We start from the raw sequence: 19957 nt of genomic DNA on the forward strand, positions 1-19957 counted from the left end.
TGTCCTTGGTTTTGAAGAGCAACAGCAAGATTACGAACACTCTTACAGGTCCACCGTAATGGAGACTCAGGGTCTCCTCGGGTAACCGGATCTACCAACCCCTCAATATCTACAAGCACGGATGGGTCTGTTTCAACAACCGGCTTGCGTCCACCTCCAGGTAAACGTATCTTCTTTTTCCCTTTTGAAGGTTTTTCCTTTGATTCAGCAATACGTCTAATTCCTTCATATATCGTTGTCCGCGAAAGACCAGTAGATCTGGAAACTGAAGTAACTCCTCCTCGTCCCAATGCCTCGGCTTCCACTGCAGCCCACATTCGTCTGCCTTGTTCGTCTAAAACATCTTTGAGTACTTCAAATTTTCTTTGTATCATAAGTTCGGTATCGCTTTGCACTTTTTGAGCATAACATATTTAGACACCATTTGTACAAGTTATTTGTGGACAAATCCTAATACATATCTTACTCCTTCATATTCTATTTCCATCAATTGTTATTGCAGTAATATAATCAAAGCCATATAAAGATAAATGTTCTATTTGCACATTTTTAATCATACCTCTATCTCCCACAAGAGTAATATCCTTTACACCAAAACGGTTAGATAACTTCTTCACTTGTTCACAAACAGTTGATGTATCTGATGTATTACCCTTAAACACCCTTACAGCTACAGGAATACCATTATCATCAGTTAATAATCCTATTACTATTTGTTTTTTAGCTTTTTTACCATCTCTGTTGTAACCGTAGGCGGCTAATTCATTTTGCTGTCCCTCCAAATAACTGGATGTTACATCATAGAGAAACAAACGAGGAGGTTTGTCATTGTATCTGCTCTTGAATAAAGCATCTTCTATGTCCTCCTGGTTTATGGAAAGCCAATCAAGAGTTGCATAAAGATGATTTTCATCGTATTTTTTTATACCTAATACATCCTCTAATTCTTGTCCCCTACCCCACTGACATAAGTGTAATCTTGAACCTTGAGTAATTATTCTTCCAATTATTAACAACAAAGCAAATAAAGCTTCTTTTCCTTTTCCAAGTACTTTGGTTATACCCAACTGATCGGCTAATTGTTTAAACACCCATATTCCTCCAATAGATTTGCCGACTTTGGTTTTTAAATCATCAAGCGAGGACAAATAATTTCCTTTTAGTGATGCATCAAGGGCATCTACCTGTTGCTTTTCCCACTTGCTCAAATTTAAAATGTTGTGGTGCTTTACCTTGCCTCCATCTCTATAGCTCTCTACCAGGAGAACTGTAGAGTATGTACGGTTTTTTACTTTCTTTATGATCCTCTGCACATACATCGTAGCTACATAATAGCATATATCAACGTGCTTGTCAAGTATATATGTAAAATATTCGTAGCTACACAAAAATGACGCTACCTTAGCATTGGCAGTATATTCAACGGTCTATGTAGATTTTAGGAGATAAACCTCTGGAAGTTCCGACTTAAGAACATTTAAGTGTCCCGACGGAGTAGAAAGAACTTTCACTTGGCACAGCAAGCTACTTGGTCAGAATATGCGCATCCACTTCTATCCACCCGATGGCCAAACAGATGCCTTCATCATTGGATACATTGGGTTACACCTTCGTACCTGGAAATATCCACACTGAATCTCACTTCAGATACTCTGCGACGTTTTTAAGCCACTGATCAAAGAATTCGGGTATGTATATGCCGATCATCAACACCAATGCAGCGTGCAACACAATTGGTACGTAGGCCACCTGCACGGGGTGCTGATATGAGGGCACCTCGGCCATCACCATCGACTGAACGCGTCTAAAGAGCGCCGAAGCGGCCACCGCCAGCCCAACAACAAGCACCGGGACCAGATACGGGGCACTCTTGACCGTTGCGGTGAGGATCAGAAATTCGCTGATAAAGACGCCAAATGGGGGCATCCCCACAATGGCCATGACCCCAAACATCAGCCCCCAGCCAACAACCGGATTGCCCCTGATAAGCCCCCTGATCCTGCTCATCTCCTGGCTCCTGTGCATCTGTATGGCATGACCGCCAGTGAAGAACAGGGTGGACTTTGTCAGACTATGCACAAGCATGTGAAGCAATGCCCCAAAAGTAGCAGTGGCCCCGCCAAGGCCAAAGGCAAACGTAGTTATGCCCATGTGTTCGATGGAAGAGTAGGCAAACATACGCTTTAAGTCCTTCTGCCGCAGGATGGAAAAGGCAGCAACGATAACCGACAGCAACCCAAAACCCATCATGATATTGCCGGCATGGTGCGTACCCAACGAGGCATCCACCAGTACCTTGCACCTGACCAGGGCATAGAGGGCAACGTTTAAGAGCAGCCCAGACAACAGGGCTATCGGTGGCGGCCCTTCACTGTTGGCGTCGGGGAGCCAGTGGTGGACGGGGACAAGCCCCATCTTGGTGCCGTACCCAACCATGAGGAACACAAATGCCATCGACAGTATGTTGGGCTCCATCATGTGGCCTACACTGTTGAGGTTTGTCCACAGGAGGGCATCACCGCCCTCACCGAGCACCTTTTCTGCCGCAAGGTAGAGCAGAATCGTCCCAAAGAGTGCCTGGGCAATCCCCACGCCGCAGAGTATGAAGTACTTCCACGCCGCCTCAATGGATGACGGCGTGCGGTACAGCGATACCAAAAGGACCGTGGACAACGTGGCCATCTCCATCGCTATCCACAGTATGCCAACGCTGTTTGTCAGCAGTGCCACAAGCATCGTGGCGATGAACAACTGAAACAACGTGTGATAGTACCTCATACGTTGTGGCCCCAGGGCGCCATGCTGTTGTTCCACGGCCATGTATCTTCGGCTGAAGACGGACGTAGTCATCCCGACAAAGGTGGTGATAAGCGCCAGGTATACACTGAAGGCGTCGGCAAAAAGGAGTTCCCAGGCCACAAGCACGGGGCCTTTGGTATGGACATCCCAGGCCAGCCACATCCCCGCCAGAAACGTTACAACAGAGGCGGCAACGTTGATTTCGGCAGCCAATCGCCGCTCCCTGACAACAACCAGGACACCGGCAGCAAACAGCGGCAGACACAGCAACACGACAAGAGACACCGCCTAGTCCACCTCCTTGAGTCTTGCCAGTTGTTCGACGTCGAGGGAGTCGAAGTTGGAGTGTATGTGGAAGAAGAACACGCCAAAGATAAATGCGGCAATGAGTATGTCCAGGGCCACCCCAAGCTCCACCAGCAACGGCATCCCGTAGGTGGCGCTTGTGGCCGCAAAGAAGAGTCCGTTTTCCATTGCGAGGAAGCCTATGATTTGGGTGACGGCGTTTTTCCTGGTGATCATCATCAGGAGTCCCAACATGACGGTAGCCAGAGCAACCGCCAGGGTAGAGCGTGTCACAAGGGTTGAGAGTTCCCTGATGGGGGAGACCAGGTGGTAGGAGAATATAACCAGGGCAATGCCAATGAACATGATCGTTGGGACGTGAAGGATGGTTTCGACCTCCTTGTGTATCTTTAATCGTCTGACAAGGGTGTGCAGTATATACGGCAGCAGGAGCACCTTCAGTATCAGCGTCAGGGCTGATGAAATGTAGAGGTGGTGACGGTTGACCACAAAACCCACCAAGGCAGTGTTTACGGCAAGAAACAACCCCTGCCACGTAAACAGAAATATAAGCCCCGACATCCTCCTCTGCACCAGCATACCAAATGCCGTCAGCAGGATAAAGGCAGCCAAAAAGCTGTTTATGTGATGCACAAGGTCTATGTACATATCCGGCAATAATATCCCCAAGAGAACTACCGTCTCTTGATAATCAATTCTAAACCATTGTATCAGTGGGTGTCAATCTAAAAAGCTATTTCCTTATCACTGACAAAACATTCTTGCTGTAAGGAAAAACTAATTGTACCATTGACAATTACCGTTGCTCTGTGATAGCTTATAATCAATAAGGATACGTTGAAGGGTTTATGCAAACATTAGAAGCAGAAGATTTAAGGACGTTTGATTTAACACAGATAATTGATGGGGAGGAGTTTGTGTCGCCTAGTCCGTTAAGTAAGCATCAGGGGATTGTTTTTAAACTCAGCACTATTATCAACACATACATCCAAAACAAAAAAATCGGAAAGGTCTTTATCTCACCACTTGATGTTATCTTAGAGGATGGCTTAAACAGGCTTCAACCTGATCTGATATTTATACATAAAAACAATAAGCATATACTACAAGACTGGATACGTGGGGTCCCTGATATGGTGTGCGAGGTGGTATCTAAGAACACCTTACATATGGATACCGATAAAAAAAAGAAGATATATCAACACTATCGAGTACCCGAATATTGGCTGGTCTACCCAGAGTACGGTACACTTGAGATATATACCATTAAAGATGGCGAGTATGACCTGTACTCATCGGCCATTGATGAGGGAATCGTGAGGTCAAAGGCAATTGAGGGGCTTGAGTTTGACGTTCGTGAGATATTTGAAGAAGATACCTGGGATTGATTAGGGGTGGGGCACCTCTATCACAAACCATCCTCCTTTTAAATTATCCAAGTTTTTCACTTTAAATAAGACGTGATTACAAGACCAGGGATTTCATGAAAACCGGATATTCAAAGATAATCATACGTATAGCGGCAGGTTTTTTCTTGTTTTTGGGCATCATAGCTGCTTTGGTAGGGATATCGGTTTCGTATCTGAGTGACATGGAGGTCTCCATTGATAAGATCGTGAGGTTGCACAACGTGCGGTTGGGGATTGCTCAGGATATGCGGTACTTTGTGCGCCATAGCTCCGTGCTTGTGCGGAACGTGCTGCTTTTGGATGACCCTGCAGGGAGACGGTATGAGCTTAAGCGCTTGTCAGAGGCCAGGGGGCAATATATGAAAAAAAGAAATGAGTTGATGGCAGACCTCCACGATGACAAGTCAAACGCCCTGCTTAAGAGCCTCCAGGAGGAGGATGCGATAACCCTTGCGCTGTGGGACAATGTCGTTGAGTTATCGTTATCAGGCAAAAGGAAAGAAGCGACCGATTTGCTTGTCACCGAAGTGCGCTCCGTCCAATGGAAGTGGCTGGCAGACCTTGACACGCTTGTTGAGACGGAAAAGGAGCACGTCAAAGACGCCGACACTTATGCCGCTGATATGTACCGGAAGGCAAAGGTCATTATCACTCTGTGGGGATTGTTGGCGGTTATCCTGGGCAGCGCAATATCCGTGGCAATAACAAGGAGCATAGCCGCCCCGTTGGAAGAGACGATCAAGTCAGAGGTGGCCAGGCGCAGAGAACAAGAGCAGGTATTGATACATCAGGCAAAGCTGGCCAGGATGGGGCAGTTGCTGGTAAACATCTCCCACCACTGGAGACAGCCCCTGCATACCGTTGGGTTAATAATCCAGGACATCCAGGAGGCCCATGAGCACGGTGAACTGGATGCCGCCTACATAAACAATGCCGTGGCGGAGGCTATGCAGGAATTAAAGGGCATGTCGGATACCATAAACGACTTCATGAACTTCTACAGCCCCAAAGAGGAAAAGGAACGCTTCGACGTAAAGGTGGCCACGGCGGAGGTCTTAACCCTACTCCAGCCAATACTCAACGTCAATCTCATAGATTTTACGATTACGTGCCACGCTCACAACGAAACCGTTACAAATATGTCGGAGGTGACCGGTTGCGGCGATTTGATGTTCGATACGTACAGACAACACTTCCAGTACGTCATGCTAAACATACTGAGCAACTCAAAAGACGCCATACTGCACCAGAGACAACAGGGGTTACTTGACAAGGACAGCAATGGTATCATATGCGTGGATTTTTATAATATGGGTGACACGATAAAGGTAACCATCAGCGATAACGGCGGCGGCATCAGAAAAGACATCATGGACAAGATATTTGAGCCGTACTTTACGACCAGGGAGCAGGGCAAGGGTGTTGGTCAGGGCCTGTACCTGTCGCGGATAATCACAGAGACGCATCTCAATGGCAGGATCGAGGCGAGGAATATCAAGGGTGGGGCCATGTTTGAGGTCATATTGAGACATGGGCGTGTGGCGGTATGATTATTCACTATACCAACTTGACTCCGTATCTTTTTATCTCCCATACCAGAGGGTCTTCATCTGTAAAGTCTTCAGGTCTAAAGGGGACAGGCTCTATTCTATTGTCAATATCACAGGCTATCATCATTAGTCTTACTCTTTCCTTAAGACGGTCTTCTGAAATATCAGATGATATAACCGCTATATCGATATCGCTCCATTTGCCGTCATTTCCCTTTACAAACGAACCAAAAAGGTAAGCCGAATCTATATGTATACCTTGCTCACCTACTCTGCTGAGAAACATTGTAATCTTTTCTGTTATTAAAGCATTGATTTGAGCCAATTAAAAATCCCCTCAATTTCCTTTAACTTGTTTTCTGTAAAGTCTCTTGTGCTTTTCTTTCTAAAACTCCTTTTTTCATCAGGATACTCAACGCAAGCCTATACCTCAAAAAACCTTTTATACAGCTTACGTGATCAAGGCTATCCGGCCTTGACCACGTAATTTACGCAAGAGAGAGGGTTTTAGCCGTTAGCTCATGGTTGCGGCCATGAGTTTTGTCACGGTCTTTGTAAATGCTGCGGGGTCCTTGAGCTTGCCCCCTTCTAGCAGTACGGCCTGGTCGTAGAGCAGTCGTATGCCTTCGTTTAGTTTTTCGCTGGTGGCGTTGTCGTTAAAGGTCTTCTCCATTGCCTGAATAAGCGGATGAGAGGGATTGAGTTCGAGTATCCTCTTGCTTGTTGGCACTTCTTTGCCCATGGACATAAGCAATCGCTCCATTGCCGGGTCTATTGCGTGATCGTCTGTGACCAGACAACAGGGTGAGTCCTTCAACCTGCCCGACAGACGCACCTCCTTGACCTCCTCCGCAAGACGGTCGTGGATCATGTCCAGGAGTTTTTTAAACTTCTTGGCGGTTTCTTTTTTTTCTTCTGCCTCTTCTTTGTTGTCGAGTTTTATGTCGCCCTTGATCACGGACTTAAACTTCTTGCCCTTGTACTCAAAGAGGTTGAATATGATATCGTCAAACTCATCAGGCATGATCAGAACGTCGTAGCCCTTGTCCATGAATGTCTCGATGTAGGGAGAACTCATGGCCTCCTGCACCGATGGTGCCGTGATGTAGTAGACCTCCTCCTGTCCCTCCTTGATGTTGGCGACGTAGTCCTTGAGGGTGGTAAACTTGTCCTTGTCCGTCCTGATGGACTTAAACAGCACCAAGTCAGCGATAGCCTCACGGCGACTGAGGTCAAAGTGGACGCCCTCCTTTAGTACCTTGCCAAATATCTTGAAGAACTCCTCGTACTTCTCCGGCTCCTTTTGCATCATATCGGCAAGGGAGTCAAGCACCTTTTTGGTTGCATTTTTATTTATGATATCCACTTGGCGGTTGTTCTGAAGCATCTCCCTGGAGACGTTCAGCGGCAGGTCAGAGGAGTCAACAACGCCCTTTACAAACCGCAGGTACTTGGGTAACAGTTCCTCGCAGTGGTCCATGATCTTCACTCGCTTGACGTATAGCGCCGTGCCAACCTTGAACTTGTCAAAGTAGATGTCAAATGGGATCATCGATGGGATGTACAACAGTGCGGTGAACTCCGACGTGCCCTCGGCCTTATAGTGGATCACCCTTAAGGGGTCTGTGAAATCGTGTGAGATGTGCTTATAGAACTCGTTGTATTCGGCTTCGGCTATATCGGCCTTGTCCTTGAGCCAGATGGCCTTCATGGAGTTGAGGACTTCGTCTTCCTTGACCTTAACCTTTTGGGACTTGTCTATGGAGCTGTCCTTTTCCTTTTCAACTTCCATCACGATAGGGTGTGCAATATAGTCGGAGTACTTTTTGACCAGGCTTCTGAGTTCCCATTGGTCGAGGTATTTGTCCTCTTCTTTGTTGATGTGCAGGATTATGTCAGTGCCTGCGGTTGCCCTTTCGGTGTCCTCGATAACGAAGGCGCCCTTTGCCTCGGACTGCCACTTAATGGCCGGATTGTCCCCTGCCTGGGCACTTTTTGAGATAACCGTCACACTGTCGGCCACCATAAAGGAAGAATAAAACCCCACGCCAAATTGCCCGATAAGTTCAGGGTTGTCCTTGACGTCCCTGTCCTTTAGCGACTTGAGAAATTCCACTGTCCCTGAACGCGCAATTGTGCCGAGTTCTCGTATGGCCTCCTGGCGTGTCATGCCGATGCCATTGTCGCTGATCGTCAGCGTCCCCTTGTCCTTGTCAACGGTTATCCGAATCTTCCAGTCACCGGCATCCCTGCCAAGGTCGGGGTTAATGAGCGACTCGTAGCGTCTCTTGTCAATGGCATCCGAGGCATTGGATATCAACTCCCTCAAAAACACCTCCTTGTGCGAATACAGCGAGTGTATCACAAGGTCAAGGAGTTGATTTACCTCAGTCTTAAACTCAAGTGTCTCTGTTGTCATAATCTTTCTTATAGCACCTCCATTGTTATGCTTATATGCGTTATGCTTAGAGATATTTTATAGGTTTCAGCGACAAAAGATCAACAGAAAATTGCTATAGTATTATGCTTACCGCTTGTCCCCGCAGTTGTCCTTAAACCACTCATACGTCAACCGCAGCCCCTCCTGGAGCGAAAAGGACGGCTGCCATCCCAGGGACAACATCGCGCTGCTGTCCAGGAGCTTCTGCATCGTGCCATCGGGTTTGGACGTATCCCACACGATCTCGCCCTTGTATCCAACGACGGAGGCGATCAGTCCGGTCAGTTCCCTGATCGAGTAGTCATTGCCGGTGCCGACGTTGTAGTGGACGTTGTCAAAACGCCCGGCATTGTGCATCATAAAGATCGAGGCATCGGCCACGTCCTCGCTGTAGATGAACTCCCGAGGCGGGTTGCCGCTGCCCCAAAGCTCTATCTTGCTGTCCCCTCTGCGTGCGGCGTCGTGGATGCGGCTCAGGGCTGAGAGAACGTGCGATCTGGTGAGGTGTCTGGCTCTGCCTGTCTTCTCAAGTGACCAAACTTGCTCTTTAATTCCGATAGTTCTTCCTCATGTGACCTGGCATATTTTTCCGATAGCTTTGCCCTGATCTGACGCATTATCGCTACGGAATCAATCTTCTTTTTCATACAAAACCTCCACGGGACTCCTTATTTCAATAAAATGATAACCTTGCATTAGATTTACCGCATTAAACTTCCTTATACGGTCTAAATTCACGATTTGTTTAAAGTTCCAACTTACCAACACGTGGACCATTTCCACGGTGGCAATTGCTATATGTTGGGCATCAACAATGTGCTTTTTGTTGACCACATTATGCTTAATGTAAGCATCGGCAAGCAATATAGCCTCATTAGAAAGAAAGACGTATTCTATAGATCCTAAAGGTATGTGTTGTAAAACCTGTTTTACTTCATGAGGTGCCTCTTCAAGTTCTTGAAGCGTAAGGTCAGAAACTACAGCAATTTTAATTTTCGAGGAAAACTCTTTAAGCAAGGCATTAGACCACATGGAAAATTCATCATCCAGACAACCTCCTATCACTGATGTATCAACATATACTCTTGATATCATATACTAGTCTAACAATTCTTTTTCATGTAAGGCAACAAAAATCTCCACATCCAGCGATTCTCGCTAAAAAAACATATAAGCAATACGTGGCAAAAACGTATCCTCTTCATATTTCATGGCAACTATACTGTTACGCATCCTGGATTCCTGGTCAAGCCAGGAATGACACAATTGGAAAACGTCTGTAACTGTCATTCCTGCGAAACATGTTGCAAACCCTGTCCCCCAATCTCCTCCCTACCCCCGCAGTTGTCCTTAAACCACTCATACGTCAACCGCAGGCCCTCCTGGAGCGAAAAGGACGGCTGCCATCCAAGGGACAACATGGCGCTGCTGTCCAGGAGCTTCTGCATCGTGCCATCGGGCTTGGACGTATCCCACACGATCTCGCCCTTATATCCGACGACAGAGGCAATCAATCCGGCCAGTTCCCTGATTGAGTAGTCCTTGCCGGTGCCGATGTTGTAGTGGACGTTGTCAAGGCGCTCGGCATTGTGCATCATAAAGATCGAGGCATCGGCCACGTCCTCGCTGTAGATGAACTCCCGACGCGGGTTGCCGCTGCCCCAAAGCTCTATATTGCTGTCCCCTCTGCGTGCAGCGTCGTGGAGCTTGCGGATCAGGGCGGAGAGGACGTGCGAGCTGGTTAGGTCGAAGTTGTCGTAGGGGCCAAACATCGAGTTGGGAAGCAGGGCAATAAAACGCCTGGTATTGTACTGAGTGTTGTAGGCCCTGCACGCTATGACACCGGCTATTTTTGCCGCGGCATAGGCCTCGCTGGTCTGTTCGATCTCCCCGGTGAAGAGATAGCCCTCACGGATGGGCTGCGCAGAGTGCTTGGGATAGATGCAGGAGGAGGCATAGAAGATGACGTGTCTGGCCTCGTAACGCTGTGCGGCCTCAAAAACGTTGTCCTGGATCGAAATGTTGGCGTGGAGAAAGTCCGCCGGCCAGATCTTGTTTGCCATGATGCCACCGGTCTTGCCAGCGGCCAGGAAGACGTACTCCGGTCTGTGGGTGCTAAAAAACGCCTCCACCTCTGTCTTCTCACTGAGGTTCAATTCTGCCCGCGTCCTGGTTATCACGTTAGTGAATCCGTGTTGGGCAAGCCTCTTAACCAACGCCCTCCCCAACAACCCCCTGTGACCGGCCACGTATATCCGACTATCTTTCATCATAATTCCATGCTCCTTAACGTTATAAGCAGAAGAGTATAAGTAGCTATAACAACAGAAGAAAAGAAGGAGGGCGGCTCCGCCCCCTCCTCAGACCTCCCCCGCAAGGGGACCAGTCCCCTTGACCCCATTATTCTTAACCCTAATGTTCTAAACATTTATGCTCCGTTATTTATTATTATTTAGGCTTAAAGCCTTTAAGGTTGATTATATAATTTTACCTGACAGTGATTCAGAGGACTGCTACACGGCCTCGGCAACAACTGCCGAAGACTGACCACCAATGCCATAGCTCACCGACAGGAACGTCTTACCTGTGGCGGGTGTATGGACAACCGGGATGTTGAGTCCGGCAAATTCCCTCTGTGGTGTAGCATAGTTTAAAGTGGCTGGTGCAATGCCATGCCTCAAGGCCAGGATTGCCATGATGGTCTCTGCTATATCGCTTGCCGCTGCCATGTGCCCTGTGTAGGGCTTGAGACCGCATATGGGCAACGGGTAGCCTTGCAGGAGTGCCTTGATGGAGCTGAGTTCTGATCTGTCACCTTTTTGTGTGGCACTGCCATGTGGGGATATCAGGCTCAGGTCCTCGACCTGGGACTGGGCATCGGCGAGGGCTTCCTCCATGCACCGCCGTATGACCTGGTCCGGCACGCTGACGGAGGCACCATCGGCAAACTCCACGTAACTGCCAAAGCCCTTGAGCACCGCATGTATCTTCGCACCACGCCGCACGGCCCTCCGGGCATTTTCCAGCAACAATGCCGCCCCCCCCTCGGACGGGATAAAGCCATCCCTGTGCCGGTCAAACGGCCTGAAGGATGCCGCTGCCCTGGAACAGCTCGACAACAACCCCAGTTGTGCCATTTCGTACCTGGGCACCTCCGTAGTCCAGTTGCCACATCCAACGGCAAGGGCAACGTCGGCCCGGCCCTGTCTGATTGCCCGTGCGGCCAGCTCCAAGGCCAGTGCCCCACAGGGAGATTGACTGGCCAACGTGGTGTTAGTCCCCATAAACTGCGTAAAGGCGCTGAGGACGCTGAACAGATTGTTGGCAATGGATTCCAGCAAATAAAAGGGGTTGACCCTGTTAAGGGCGGCGTTGTTGAGCCGTTGGTAGTTGACCTCCGCACTGTGCCGGAAAGGGGTATCTTTACACGCCTCTTTCAGGGCCGTATAGAAGAAATCGTACCCTACCTTTGTAAAGTCACCTGTAGCAATGTACAGGGCACGTCTGTCGGGGGCAACGTCAAGCTGCTCTATGGCAATCTGCGCATGTGCGATGGCGTCCAGGGCCGCGGCAAATCCGAGGACTGAGCCACGGTTGAGAAACTTCATCTGACTGTTGAGCTTCTCAGGTATGGCAAAAGGGTAGCTTACGTCCTGCACCTTGCCGTAGTACTGGAGATAGCGTGGGTACTCCTGGTTGGGGGTGAGGTCATTGGCGGGCAGACCGTGATGTCTGATGCCGGTCTGCATCGACCGTATACCCTGCCAGTGGTCATTGACGCCGGTTCCAAGGGGGGTAACAAGCCCCATGCCGATTACGGCTACGTCTGTCTCGGCTACGTCTGTCTTTTTGGGGCCCGTCATCAAATCTGCCATCACAGGCCCATATCCCGCATCATGAGTCTGAACTGGTGCAGTTGCTCATCCCTGTCTGCAATCTCTGCAAGGGGGATGACAACTCCAGAAAACTCGGCACTGACCTTTTTCTGTCCCAGGACGGTTCCGGTTGCCTTAAAGACGGCTTTTCGGTCTTCTGGTGTGATATCGGCAACAACGTCCACGACAATCTCAACCTGGTCTCCGGGGAGGGCAAATCCATAAAATCTGCACTTATGCACGGTCTCTACAACAACCCACTGCGTAAAGTCCGTCGAGGCACACTGCAACCACCCGGCAAGCTGCACCATCGCTTCCAGCAACAGTACCCCCGGCATCACCGGATTGCGCGGGAAGTGATACTCCAGAAAATCCTCCGACATAGCGACGTTCTTGACGCCCCTTATCCGTTGACCGCTCTGGTAGTCAATAATCCTGTCAATCAATAAATAACGCATATCTTCTTCCCTTATCGCAACATGGCAGATTCTAACTCTAACGCCTTTATGCTTGACAATGTCTCAGGGTTAATTTCCTTATATGAACACATACATAACCAATTTTAACAGTATCGCTAAATTATTGCAACATCCGGCAATCACGGTGTCACAGAAAGAATTTTTACATTGGGGAAAGATTCTATGCTTATGTTACAATAGAACATGCGGAAGGTGATTATCTATCCGGGTGAAGACGACTATTGGGTGGTTGAACGGCCAAGTCTGCCGGGGTGCATTAGCCAGGGACGGACACGGCAGGATGCCATTGAAAACATCAGGGAGGCAATAGCCCTATACATTGAAGTATTAATAGAGAGGACAATAAGGATAAAAAAATGCCATCCAGACAATACACTTATGCTGCTATGATAGAACTGCTCAAGGTCTACAAGCACCTTGATTTTGATGTCCTGCCGCCCTTGAGATTGGACGTTGCCTCTATGCAGGCCGTTGCTCCCCTGCAGGCCGTCAGAGATGAGCTTGGTCAGTGTACACGTTGCAAGCTGCACGCCGGCAGGAAGAACATTGTCTTTGGCGAGGGTTCCCCTACGGCCCGGCTGTTGTTTGTCGGAGAGGGGCCCGGCGCCGATGAGGACGAACAGGGACGACCGTTTGTGGGCAGGGCAGGGAAGCTGCTTACGAGTCTGATAGAAAAGATGGGCTTTACGCGTCAGTCCGTCTACATTGCCAACATAGTCAAGTGTCGTCCCCCCGGCAACAGAGACCCCGAAGAGGACGAGGTCAGGGCATGTATCGGCTTTGTTGAAAAGCAGATAGCCGCCATAGCTCCGGAGGTCATCATGACATTGGGAAGCGTTTCAACCCGCACCCTCCTTAAAACCGACAAGAGGATAAGTGATCTGCGTGGACGCTTTCACGACTACAGCGGTATCAAGGTAATGCCGACCTTTCATCCATCCTATCTGTTGCGCAACTCCTCACAGAAGTGGGTAACCTGGAACGACGCCCTGATGGTGCTGGCGGCATTAGGCCTACAAGTGGAGGGGAAAGAGGGGCTGTAATAGCTGATCTCCTGCAGCTTTTCGGCTCTGAGATAATTGGCCATACAGAACGCCATATTACTTATTTGTCTTTCTTTTTGAACTTCATGCTGAGTCCAAAGAATTTGCCTTTTTTTTGGGTTTTTTTCTTGGATTCGTCGTGTTTTTTATCCTTCGTCCAGACGCATATGCTGTGTGCAATTTCATCGTCCATTGCGATGGCTGCCCCCTCGCAGTCGATCACGTATGAGGGGTACTTTTGATGTAACTTTACGATTGACCCTGGCCTGATCTGCAGGGTGTTGAGTCTGTGTAAATGTACGTCGCTGCTGCTGTTGATGTATGCAACGCGCGCACTCTGACCAACCGCCATCTCATCCAGGTGCAGTATCTGACTCTTTACCGTCTTGATGGACTCCTTGCAACACTCCCCCTCGGGGATCGGTAAGCCGTGAGGACATTCCCTGGGATGCCCCAGCAGGATGCAAATGCTGTCCACTAACTCAAGGGTAACGATGTGCTCAAACTCACATGCCCCTTCTTCAATGTTGCGCCCCATCACGTCATACAACAGCCTCTCTGCCAACCTGTGCGCCCGCACTATCTGACGGGCATAGTCATACCCCTTCTTGGTCAGACTGATGCTGTTTGTCTGCTGCACGACATCGACAAGCCCATCGCTCACCAGTTCGTTGACAAGTTCGGGGCTATAGTCGCCCTCAATAAGCTCCACCAGGTCGTTGAAGGAGTTCTTGGCTTCCTCCTGCATATACCACAATCTTTCGAGATATTCGTCTATTTCCTTTCTATTACTCATGCAAATACACTCCTGTCACGTTTTAGAACCATCATGTCATAATTTTAACATATCTCTGCTGACAATTTCAAGTTTTATCGACCCTGTCCGGTGGGTTTGTTCTGACGGTTACGTGCGTCAACTCATTGAGGCTTATGTTTGAAAAGTGTCCTGGGGCAAAGATCATCAAAGACCACAGGCATACACTACCTTATCTCATTTAGCGCAGAAATGATCTCAGACAGAACCTCAAAGGCTCCTATAGGAGTGATAGCCCATGAAAGTGGTTTATTTCTATGTACAACCCAGTCTCTATATTTCTTAATGTGTTTTGCATCCCCTATAATATACAGTTGATTTTTTCAGGCATTTATTTTAGTATAATCAACTAAGGCATGAAAAAAGACAGCGTAGTGTTTTAAGTGAACATACTCAGAGACGCCATAACTTCGGCCTGCTCTATTGCCACGGGCCGCTCCTGCATCGGGGAATACATAAACTACGACACAACTCAATACCCGGCATCGGTGCCGTGCTGTGTGGTCTCAAGGGAGGGGTTTGTGGCGGTGGCAAAGGTCATGAAGGAAGTCTATGCCTTTTTGGTTGCCCAATGGGCAAGTGATCGGAGTCAGGAGCAAGGGTGTTTTTCGGTCTTTGCGTGCTACAGGAGGGAGTCTGAGTACCTCATCGTGACAACCGACGTCCCCGCCGCCGACCCCACGTTTCCAACCCTGACGGGCCTGTATGTTACCGCCTGGCGGTTTGAGCGACAGATACACAGCCTCATGGGGGTTACACCAGTTGGACATCCCGACCTGAGACCGTGGATAAAGTTTGAGGACTGGCCCCAGGACGCCTGGCCGCTGCGCAAGTCCTTCGACGCCTCACAACGCATGGAAAGAACCAATGGTCAGTATAAGTGGATCAGTACCGATGGCGATGGTGTTTACGAAATCCCGGTAGGGCCGGTGCATGCCGGCATTATAGAGCCGGGTCACTTTCGCTTTCAGGCCGTGGGTGAGCACGTCATCAACCTCGAAGAACGCCTGGGCTACGTGCATAAGGGGATCGAAAAGCGGTTTGAGTCCCTGGGCTGGCATGAGGGTGCACGGCTTGCCGGCAGGGTGTCGGGCGATACGACGGTTGCACACAGCCTTGCCTACTGCATGGCCTTGGAGTCCATAACGCAGTGCATTATTCCGCCTAGGGCGCAGTGGTTGCGGGCGCTGTTTCTTGAGCGCGAACGAATTGCCAATCACCTGGGCGATCTGGGTGCAATATGCAACGATGTAGCTTTTGCGCTCTTGCTGTATCAGTTTGCCAGGCTCAAGGAGATAATCGTCCATACCAACCACAGTCTCTTCGGGCACCGGTTTATCATGGACAGGGTGACACCTGGCGGGGTAGCCGTGGACATCGATGCCGCCGGTGTCAGAGACATATTGGCTGAGATGACGCTGCTTGAGGATGAGTTTGAGCGACTCGTTGCCATCTACGACGATAACCCCTCCCTGGAAGACAGGCTGCGTGATACCGGTTGTCTTACCCCTGAGGTGGCAAGGGAGTTGGGTGTGGTTGGCATTGTGGCGCGTGCTAGCGGGTTAAACGTGGATTGTCGCCTGCACAATCCCTTCCCTCCCTATGACCGCCTGGAGGTCAAGGTGCCGGTTCTGGTATCGGGAGACGTACATGCACGGGCATGGGTCAGGGTCGAGGAGGTGCGGCAATCCATTGTCCTGATACGCAGGATACTCGCTCTGTTGCCCGTTGGAGACGTCTCAGTGTCAATGGAGTTGCCCCTGCCAGGCAGGGCCGGATTTGCGGCCGTTGAGGGCTGGCGCGGAGAGATCATCTACTGGCTTGCCTCTGATGCACAGGGACAGGTCAGCCGCTGCATGGTCAGGGACCCCTCCGGTGTAAACTGGCTGGCACTTGAGCAGGCCATCCCCGGAAACATCGTCCCCGACTTCCCTGTCTGCAACAAGAGCTTTAATCAATCGTACTCCGGGCACGACCTGTAACAACACAGGGGCGTAACCGCCCTCCTTCTTTCTTTTTTTAGCGTCTGTGAATGAGAACAAATTTACCGTGCCATCTCTATTATTGATAGTACCACAATCTTACTGCGATGTGTTATGATAGGATTTTGCAGATGGTGCAATGGAAAGAGATTGAAAATGCTTACAGGTATATAATAAGGGAATAAGACACAACAATGACGGACATTGCGGAAGAAAAATATAAACATTTAGTTTCCATTATGACCCTGGCAGGCAACTGTCTGTTGGCATACTCAGGCGGTGTAGACAGCACGCTCTTGTTGAAGGTCTTATGTGAGTCGGACACCGGAGGAGCAGACAGGGTGCTGGCCGTAACAGCCGTGTCGGCCTCCACACCGCCGGATGACCTTGACATGGCGCGTAAGATGACAGCCATCTTTGGGGTCAGACACGAGCTTGTCCACACCGATGAGCTTAACGATGCCCAATACGTCCAGAATACGCCGGAGCGATGTTTCTTCTGCAAGAGTCGTCTGTTTAAGACCCTCCGGGAGATGGCCCAAAAGATGCCCTCCCCATATGTGATAGTTGATGGCAGCAACGCCGACGATACAGGGGACTACAGACCGGGATTGCGTGCCAATGTACGGTTTGACATACGGAGTCCGTTGATGGAGGCAGGGCTAACCAAGGAAGAGATACGTCTCTTATCGCGTCGTAGGGGGCTGCCTACGCATGACAGGGCATCGTCGCCATGCCTGTCCTCCCGCTTGCCCTATGGCGAACCCATAACGCTGAAATCGCTCCAGATGGTCAGGGAGGCCGAGGCAGTTATCAAGGAACTGGGATTTACAGAGCTAAGGGTGCGTAAACAGGCAGACACCGCACGCATTGAGCTGATGCCCGATGAGCTGCAACGTACACTTGAGCCACACCTGCGACAGCACATCGTAAAGGCCCTCAGAGAGATCGGCTTTCAGTACGTCACACTGGACCTGGAGGGGTTTAGCAGCGGAAAGCTAAACAGGGTCTTGTCCCGCTACAGTAAGGAACAAATCTGACCCGGCCAACCGTAAGGAGCGAATAGACCAATTAATGAACGATAAAGAGTTTCTAAACGCCATATCGTCATGTGTGCGCTGTGGCGGGTGCAAGGCACAGTGTCCGTCTTTTGATGCAACCAACCAGGAGACCCATACGGCCAGGGGACGGCTGAAGTTGCTCAAGTCACTTGCCGAAAGACAGGTTAAACCAGGCGTCAAGCTCAATGACAAACTATTTAGCTGTCTGATGTGTGGCAACTGCACCGTATCCTGCCCCCTGAACATTGATATAGACGAGGTCTTTTATCACGCCCGCACTCTCTTAAAGGAGACCGATTCACGACACTCCACCCTGAGACTGCTGACAAAGCTGGCCTTTAAAAACACCGACCTGACTCTCAAGGTCATAAAGCCGTTCCAGAAGATACTGGAAAAGAAGCTCACCGATATGAGGCTCCTGCCCCATAAGATGGGATTGATAGAAAATCCCTTTAAAAAAACAGAGGTCTTCAGGCCGGCAGAGAAGATAGGCCGTGTGGCGGTGTTCTCAGGGTGCAGCGTCAAGCACATCTATCCGGAGTTATCCTATTCGTTGGCTGCGGTGTTAAATGCGCTTAAGTACGAGGTTGTCTTTCCTCATTCCGAGGTATGTTGCGGGGCACCGTTTCGGTCACTTGGCATGGAGGCTGATGCGCACTCTTATGCGGAGAAAAACTATGAGGTTTTTAGCCGCTTAAAGGTTGATGCCATCCTGTCCTTGTGTCCAACGTGCGTGGTTGCCCTCAGGAAGTATTATCCCAAGCTGATTGGCAAGGAGCTTAACAACGTCTGTGACATATCGACCTTCCTCAAGGATAAGATCAATACAAAAAAGAAACAGATAAAACTAAAGGCCACCTTCCATGAACCCTGTCATCAGAAAAACTTCCTTCAGAACACGACGGAGGCGCGTGAGATATTAACCCAGTGTGGTGCCGATATCATTGAACCTGGCAGACATATGTGTTGTGGTTTTGGTGGCACCTACAGTTTTTTTCACAAGGAGGCATCTGAGCGGATATTGGAGGCAACTTGTGCGCAATTGATGCGTACAGGCTGTGACGTGGTTGTGACCTCGTGTCCCAACTGCATATTTCAGTTGAGCAAGGGGCTGACGGAAAGGCCAATCCTCCACCTGATTGAGGTGCTGGAGGAGTCCCTCTGCACCGAAGACGTTCAACCTACGGAGGTGTTTCAACTTGATGACGCCGTCCCTGCCAACCCTGTCAACCCTGAAGAAGGGGAGAGTCCCCCCCGGCAGGATGTCCTACAATAGTTATCGGTACTATGAAGCCATAAATCGCTTGATGCAGGAGATGGACGGGAAATTGTCTTCCGTGTCGATGATTTTTTCAACTATCCGCCTCCAGTCATCATCGCTGATATGCCGCAGCTTTTCGTGGTATATCTGTAGCGATGACTCGTTTAAGGGTAAAACCCTGAAGGCTGCCTCCAACTTTTTAATCAGGGAATAAAAACTCTCATCCGTCATAAGGCCCTCCTTAAAAAATATGTTACTTATCCATAAAACGGCGACATGCAAGTTCACAAACTCACACTACGCTTGCCATCAACCCCTTTAAGCTAACTATACTGAGTAAGGTGATATTTTGAGTATTTTACAACCCTCTGATTCTTTAAACTTTGAACCTTCGGTTGTTCAAAAAACTCGTTCTATGATCTTTGAAAGTATAATAAGCCGATTCTATCCGTTAGGCATAAAATAATAATCGTATAATTGTTCGAAAGAATAAGGACAGCTTTCAGGCAATGCCTTTTTAGAAATATTTGTTTCATCTTCAAATAATAGTTTTGCTTTTTCAAAGGAATATTCTATAACATCGTCTATAGCATACTTTAAACTTGGACTTTGCTTAAATAGGAGTTCAAGCTCTACCCTCTGAGTATTTATTGTTGTTTTCCAACTTTTAGACCTTCTTTTAGGTTGATGTTGCCATTTAAGTAAGTGCATTATTAACACTACTAATCTGCTTGATAACTCCCTTTTATTATTCTTTCCCAAACTCTCTATCTCCTCGGCTATATTTTCTATATCAAGCTCGGCGAATCTGCCTTGTCTTATCAGTTCTGCTGTCTTCAAAGACCATTGGTAGAAATCAGTTTCATACAAACATTCCTCTGTTGAGGTATCCAAACCTCTTTCTAACGTCTGTGTTTCCATAGATATATTCTACCACA

The 19957-nt window shown here is 49.0% G+C and carries 22 protein-coding genes; 7 read left to right on the plus strand and 15 right to left on the minus strand.

All coding sequences use genetic code 11. The features are described from left to right. From Mcas_RS11585 to Mcas_RS11600, 4 genes are all read right to left on the minus strand, one after another. The coding region (locus tag Mcas_RS11585) for an ISAzo13-like element transposase-related protein (protein WP_040335713.1) at window positions 1-374 on the minus strand (374 nt) is incomplete at its 3' end. Between the two features lie 96 nt (window positions 375-470). After that, window positions 471-1319, minus strand: a complete 849-nt coding sequence (locus tag Mcas_RS11590; RefSeq protein WP_040335746.1) for an IS1634 family transposase — start codon at window positions 1317-1319, stop codon at window positions 471-473. A 319-nt stretch (window positions 1320-1638) separates the two neighbouring features. Continuing rightward, window positions 1639-3084: a hydrogenase 4 subunit F gene (locus Mcas_RS11595; RefSeq protein WP_040335714.1), complete on the minus strand. Its 1446-nt coding sequence runs from the start codon at window positions 3082-3084 to the stop codon at window positions 1639-1641. Window positions 3085-3087: 3 nt separating this feature from the next. Further along, window positions 3088-3753, minus strand: a complete 666-nt coding sequence (locus Mcas_RS11600; protein WP_040335715.1) for a formate hydrogenlyase — start codon at window positions 3751-3753, stop codon at window positions 3088-3090. Window positions 3754-3953: 200 nt separating this feature from the next. On the opposite strand from Mcas_RS11600, the gene Mcas_RS11605 reads away from it, so the two are divergent. Together Mcas_RS11605 and Mcas_RS11610 are read left to right on the plus strand one after the other, a co-directional pair. Continuing rightward, the gene (locus Mcas_RS11605; protein WP_040335716.1) at window positions 3954-4493 is read left to right on the plus strand and encodes a Uma2 family endonuclease; all 540 of its coding nucleotides are present in this window, start codon (window positions 3954-3956) and stop codon (window positions 4491-4493) included. A 95-nt stretch (window positions 4494-4588) separates the two neighbouring features. After that, the gene (locus Mcas_RS11610) at window positions 4589-6064 is read left to right on the plus strand and encodes an ATP-binding protein (protein WP_040335717.1); all 1476 of its coding nucleotides are present in this window, start codon (window positions 4589-4591) and stop codon (window positions 6062-6064) included. Between the two features lie 7 nt (window positions 6065-6071). Here the strand turns inward: Mcas_RS11610 and Mcas_RS11615 are convergent, their stop codons facing one another. From Mcas_RS11615 to Mcas_RS11645, 8 genes are all read right to left on the minus strand, one after another. Further along, the gene (locus Mcas_RS11615) at window positions 6072-6389 is read right to left on the minus strand and encodes a nucleotidyltransferase domain-containing protein (RefSeq protein WP_040335718.1); all 318 of its coding nucleotides are present in this window, start codon (window positions 6387-6389) and stop codon (window positions 6072-6074) included. Window positions 6390-6578: 189 nt separating this feature from the next. After that, window positions 6579-8483 (minus strand): molecular chaperone HtpG, encoded by a 1905-nt coding sequence (htpG, locus tag Mcas_RS11620; protein WP_040335719.1) that lies wholly within the window; start codon window positions 8481-8483, stop codon window positions 6579-6581. Between the two features lie 108 nt (window positions 8484-8591). Further along, the gene (locus Mcas_RS17745; protein WP_320408700.1) at window positions 8592-9056 is read right to left on the minus strand and encodes an NAD-dependent epimerase/dehydratase family protein; all 465 of its coding nucleotides are present in this window, start codon (window positions 9054-9056) and stop codon (window positions 8592-8594) included. Beyond that, complete coding sequence (locus Mcas_RS18245) at window positions 8978-9151, minus strand: hypothetical protein (protein ID WP_156033338.1); 174 nt, start codon at window positions 9149-9151, stop codon at window positions 8978-8980. The genes Mcas_RS17745 and Mcas_RS18245 overlap by 79 nt, the downstream gene beginning before the upstream one ends. After that, window positions 9135-9599, minus strand: a complete 465-nt coding sequence (locus tag Mcas_RS11630; protein ID WP_040335720.1) for a PIN domain-containing protein — start codon at window positions 9597-9599, stop codon at window positions 9135-9137. The genes Mcas_RS18245 and Mcas_RS11630 overlap by 17 nt, the downstream gene beginning before the upstream one ends. 191 nt (window positions 9600-9790) lie before the next feature. Continuing rightward, complete coding sequence (locus Mcas_RS11635) at window positions 9791-10777, minus strand: GDP-L-fucose synthase family protein (protein ID WP_040335721.1); 987 nt, start codon at window positions 10775-10777, stop codon at window positions 9791-9793. Window positions 10778-11017: 240 nt separating this feature from the next. Then, window positions 11018-12379: a beta-ketoacyl-[acyl-carrier-protein] synthase family protein gene (locus Mcas_RS11640; RefSeq protein WP_040335722.1), complete on the minus strand. Its 1362-nt coding sequence runs from the start codon at window positions 12377-12379 to the stop codon at window positions 11018-11020. Beyond that, window positions 12379-12837, minus strand: coding sequence for a 3-hydroxyacyl-ACP dehydratase FabZ family protein (locus Mcas_RS11645; RefSeq protein WP_052567297.1), 459 nt, complete (start codon window positions 12835-12837; stop codon window positions 12379-12381). Before Mcas_RS11645 ends, Mcas_RS11640 begins: the two co-directional genes overlap by 1 nt. A gap of 204 nt (window positions 12838-13041) precedes the next feature. Between Mcas_RS11645 and Mcas_RS11650 the strand changes: the two genes are divergently transcribed. After that, on the plus strand, window positions 13042-13248 hold the full coding sequence (locus Mcas_RS11650; RefSeq protein WP_040335723.1) for a type II toxin-antitoxin system HicB family antitoxin: 207 nt from the start codon (window positions 13042-13044) through the stop codon (window positions 13246-13248). Then, window positions 13215-13901, plus strand: a complete 687-nt coding sequence (locus Mcas_RS11655; RefSeq protein WP_081853814.1) for a uracil-DNA glycosylase — start codon at window positions 13215-13217, stop codon at window positions 13899-13901. The genes Mcas_RS11650 and Mcas_RS11655 overlap by 34 nt, the downstream gene beginning before the upstream one ends. Before the next feature lie 61 nt (window positions 13902-13962). Here Mcas_RS11655 and Mcas_RS11660 read toward each other — a convergent pair whose 3' ends face one another. Then, a complete protein-coding gene (locus tag Mcas_RS11660; RefSeq protein WP_052567299.1) occupies window positions 13963-14697 on the minus strand; it encodes a metal-dependent transcriptional regulator in 735 nt (244 codons plus the stop codon). Between the two features lie 401 nt (window positions 14698-15098). Here Mcas_RS11660 and Mcas_RS11665 point away from each other — a divergent pair, with 401 nt between their 5' ends. The 3 genes from Mcas_RS11665 (at window position 15099) to Mcas_RS11675 (ending at window position 19034) form a co-directional block, all read left to right on the plus strand. Then, window positions 15099-16697 carry a hydrogenase large subunit gene (locus tag Mcas_RS11665; RefSeq protein ID WP_052567300.1) on the plus strand — a complete coding sequence of 533 codons (1599 nt, stop codon included), beginning with the start codon at window positions 15099-15101 and terminating at the stop codon, window positions 16695-16697. A gap of 194 nt (window positions 16698-16891) precedes the next feature. Continuing rightward, a complete protein-coding gene (larE, locus tag Mcas_RS11670; protein WP_081853815.1) occupies window positions 16892-17737 on the plus strand; it encodes an ATP-dependent sacrificial sulfur transferase LarE in 846 nt (281 codons plus the stop codon). Between the two features lie 34 nt (window positions 17738-17771). Further along, window positions 17772-19034 (plus strand): (Fe-S)-binding protein, encoded by a 1263-nt coding sequence (locus Mcas_RS11675; RefSeq protein WP_040335724.1) that lies wholly within the window; start codon window positions 17772-17774, stop codon window positions 19032-19034. A gap of 9 nt (window positions 19035-19043) precedes the next feature. Here Mcas_RS11675 and Mcas_RS11680 read toward each other — a convergent pair whose 3' ends face one another. After that, window positions 19044-19250 carry a hypothetical protein gene (locus Mcas_RS11680; RefSeq protein WP_040335725.1) on the minus strand — a complete coding sequence of 69 codons (207 nt, stop codon included), beginning with the start codon at window positions 19248-19250 and terminating at the stop codon, window positions 19044-19046. 213 nt (window positions 19251-19463) lie between these two features. Further along, on the minus strand, window positions 19464-19940 hold the full coding sequence (locus tag Mcas_RS11685; protein ID WP_052567303.1) for a DUF29 domain-containing protein: 477 nt from the start codon (window positions 19938-19940) through the stop codon (window positions 19464-19466). Between the last annotated feature and the right edge of the window lie 17 nt (window positions 19941-19957).

Source organism: Candidatus Magnetobacterium casense, from assembly GCF_000714715.1.
GTDB lineage: Bacteria > Nitrospirota > Thermodesulfovibrionia > Thermodesulfovibrionales > Magnetobacteriaceae > Magnetobacterium > Magnetobacterium casense.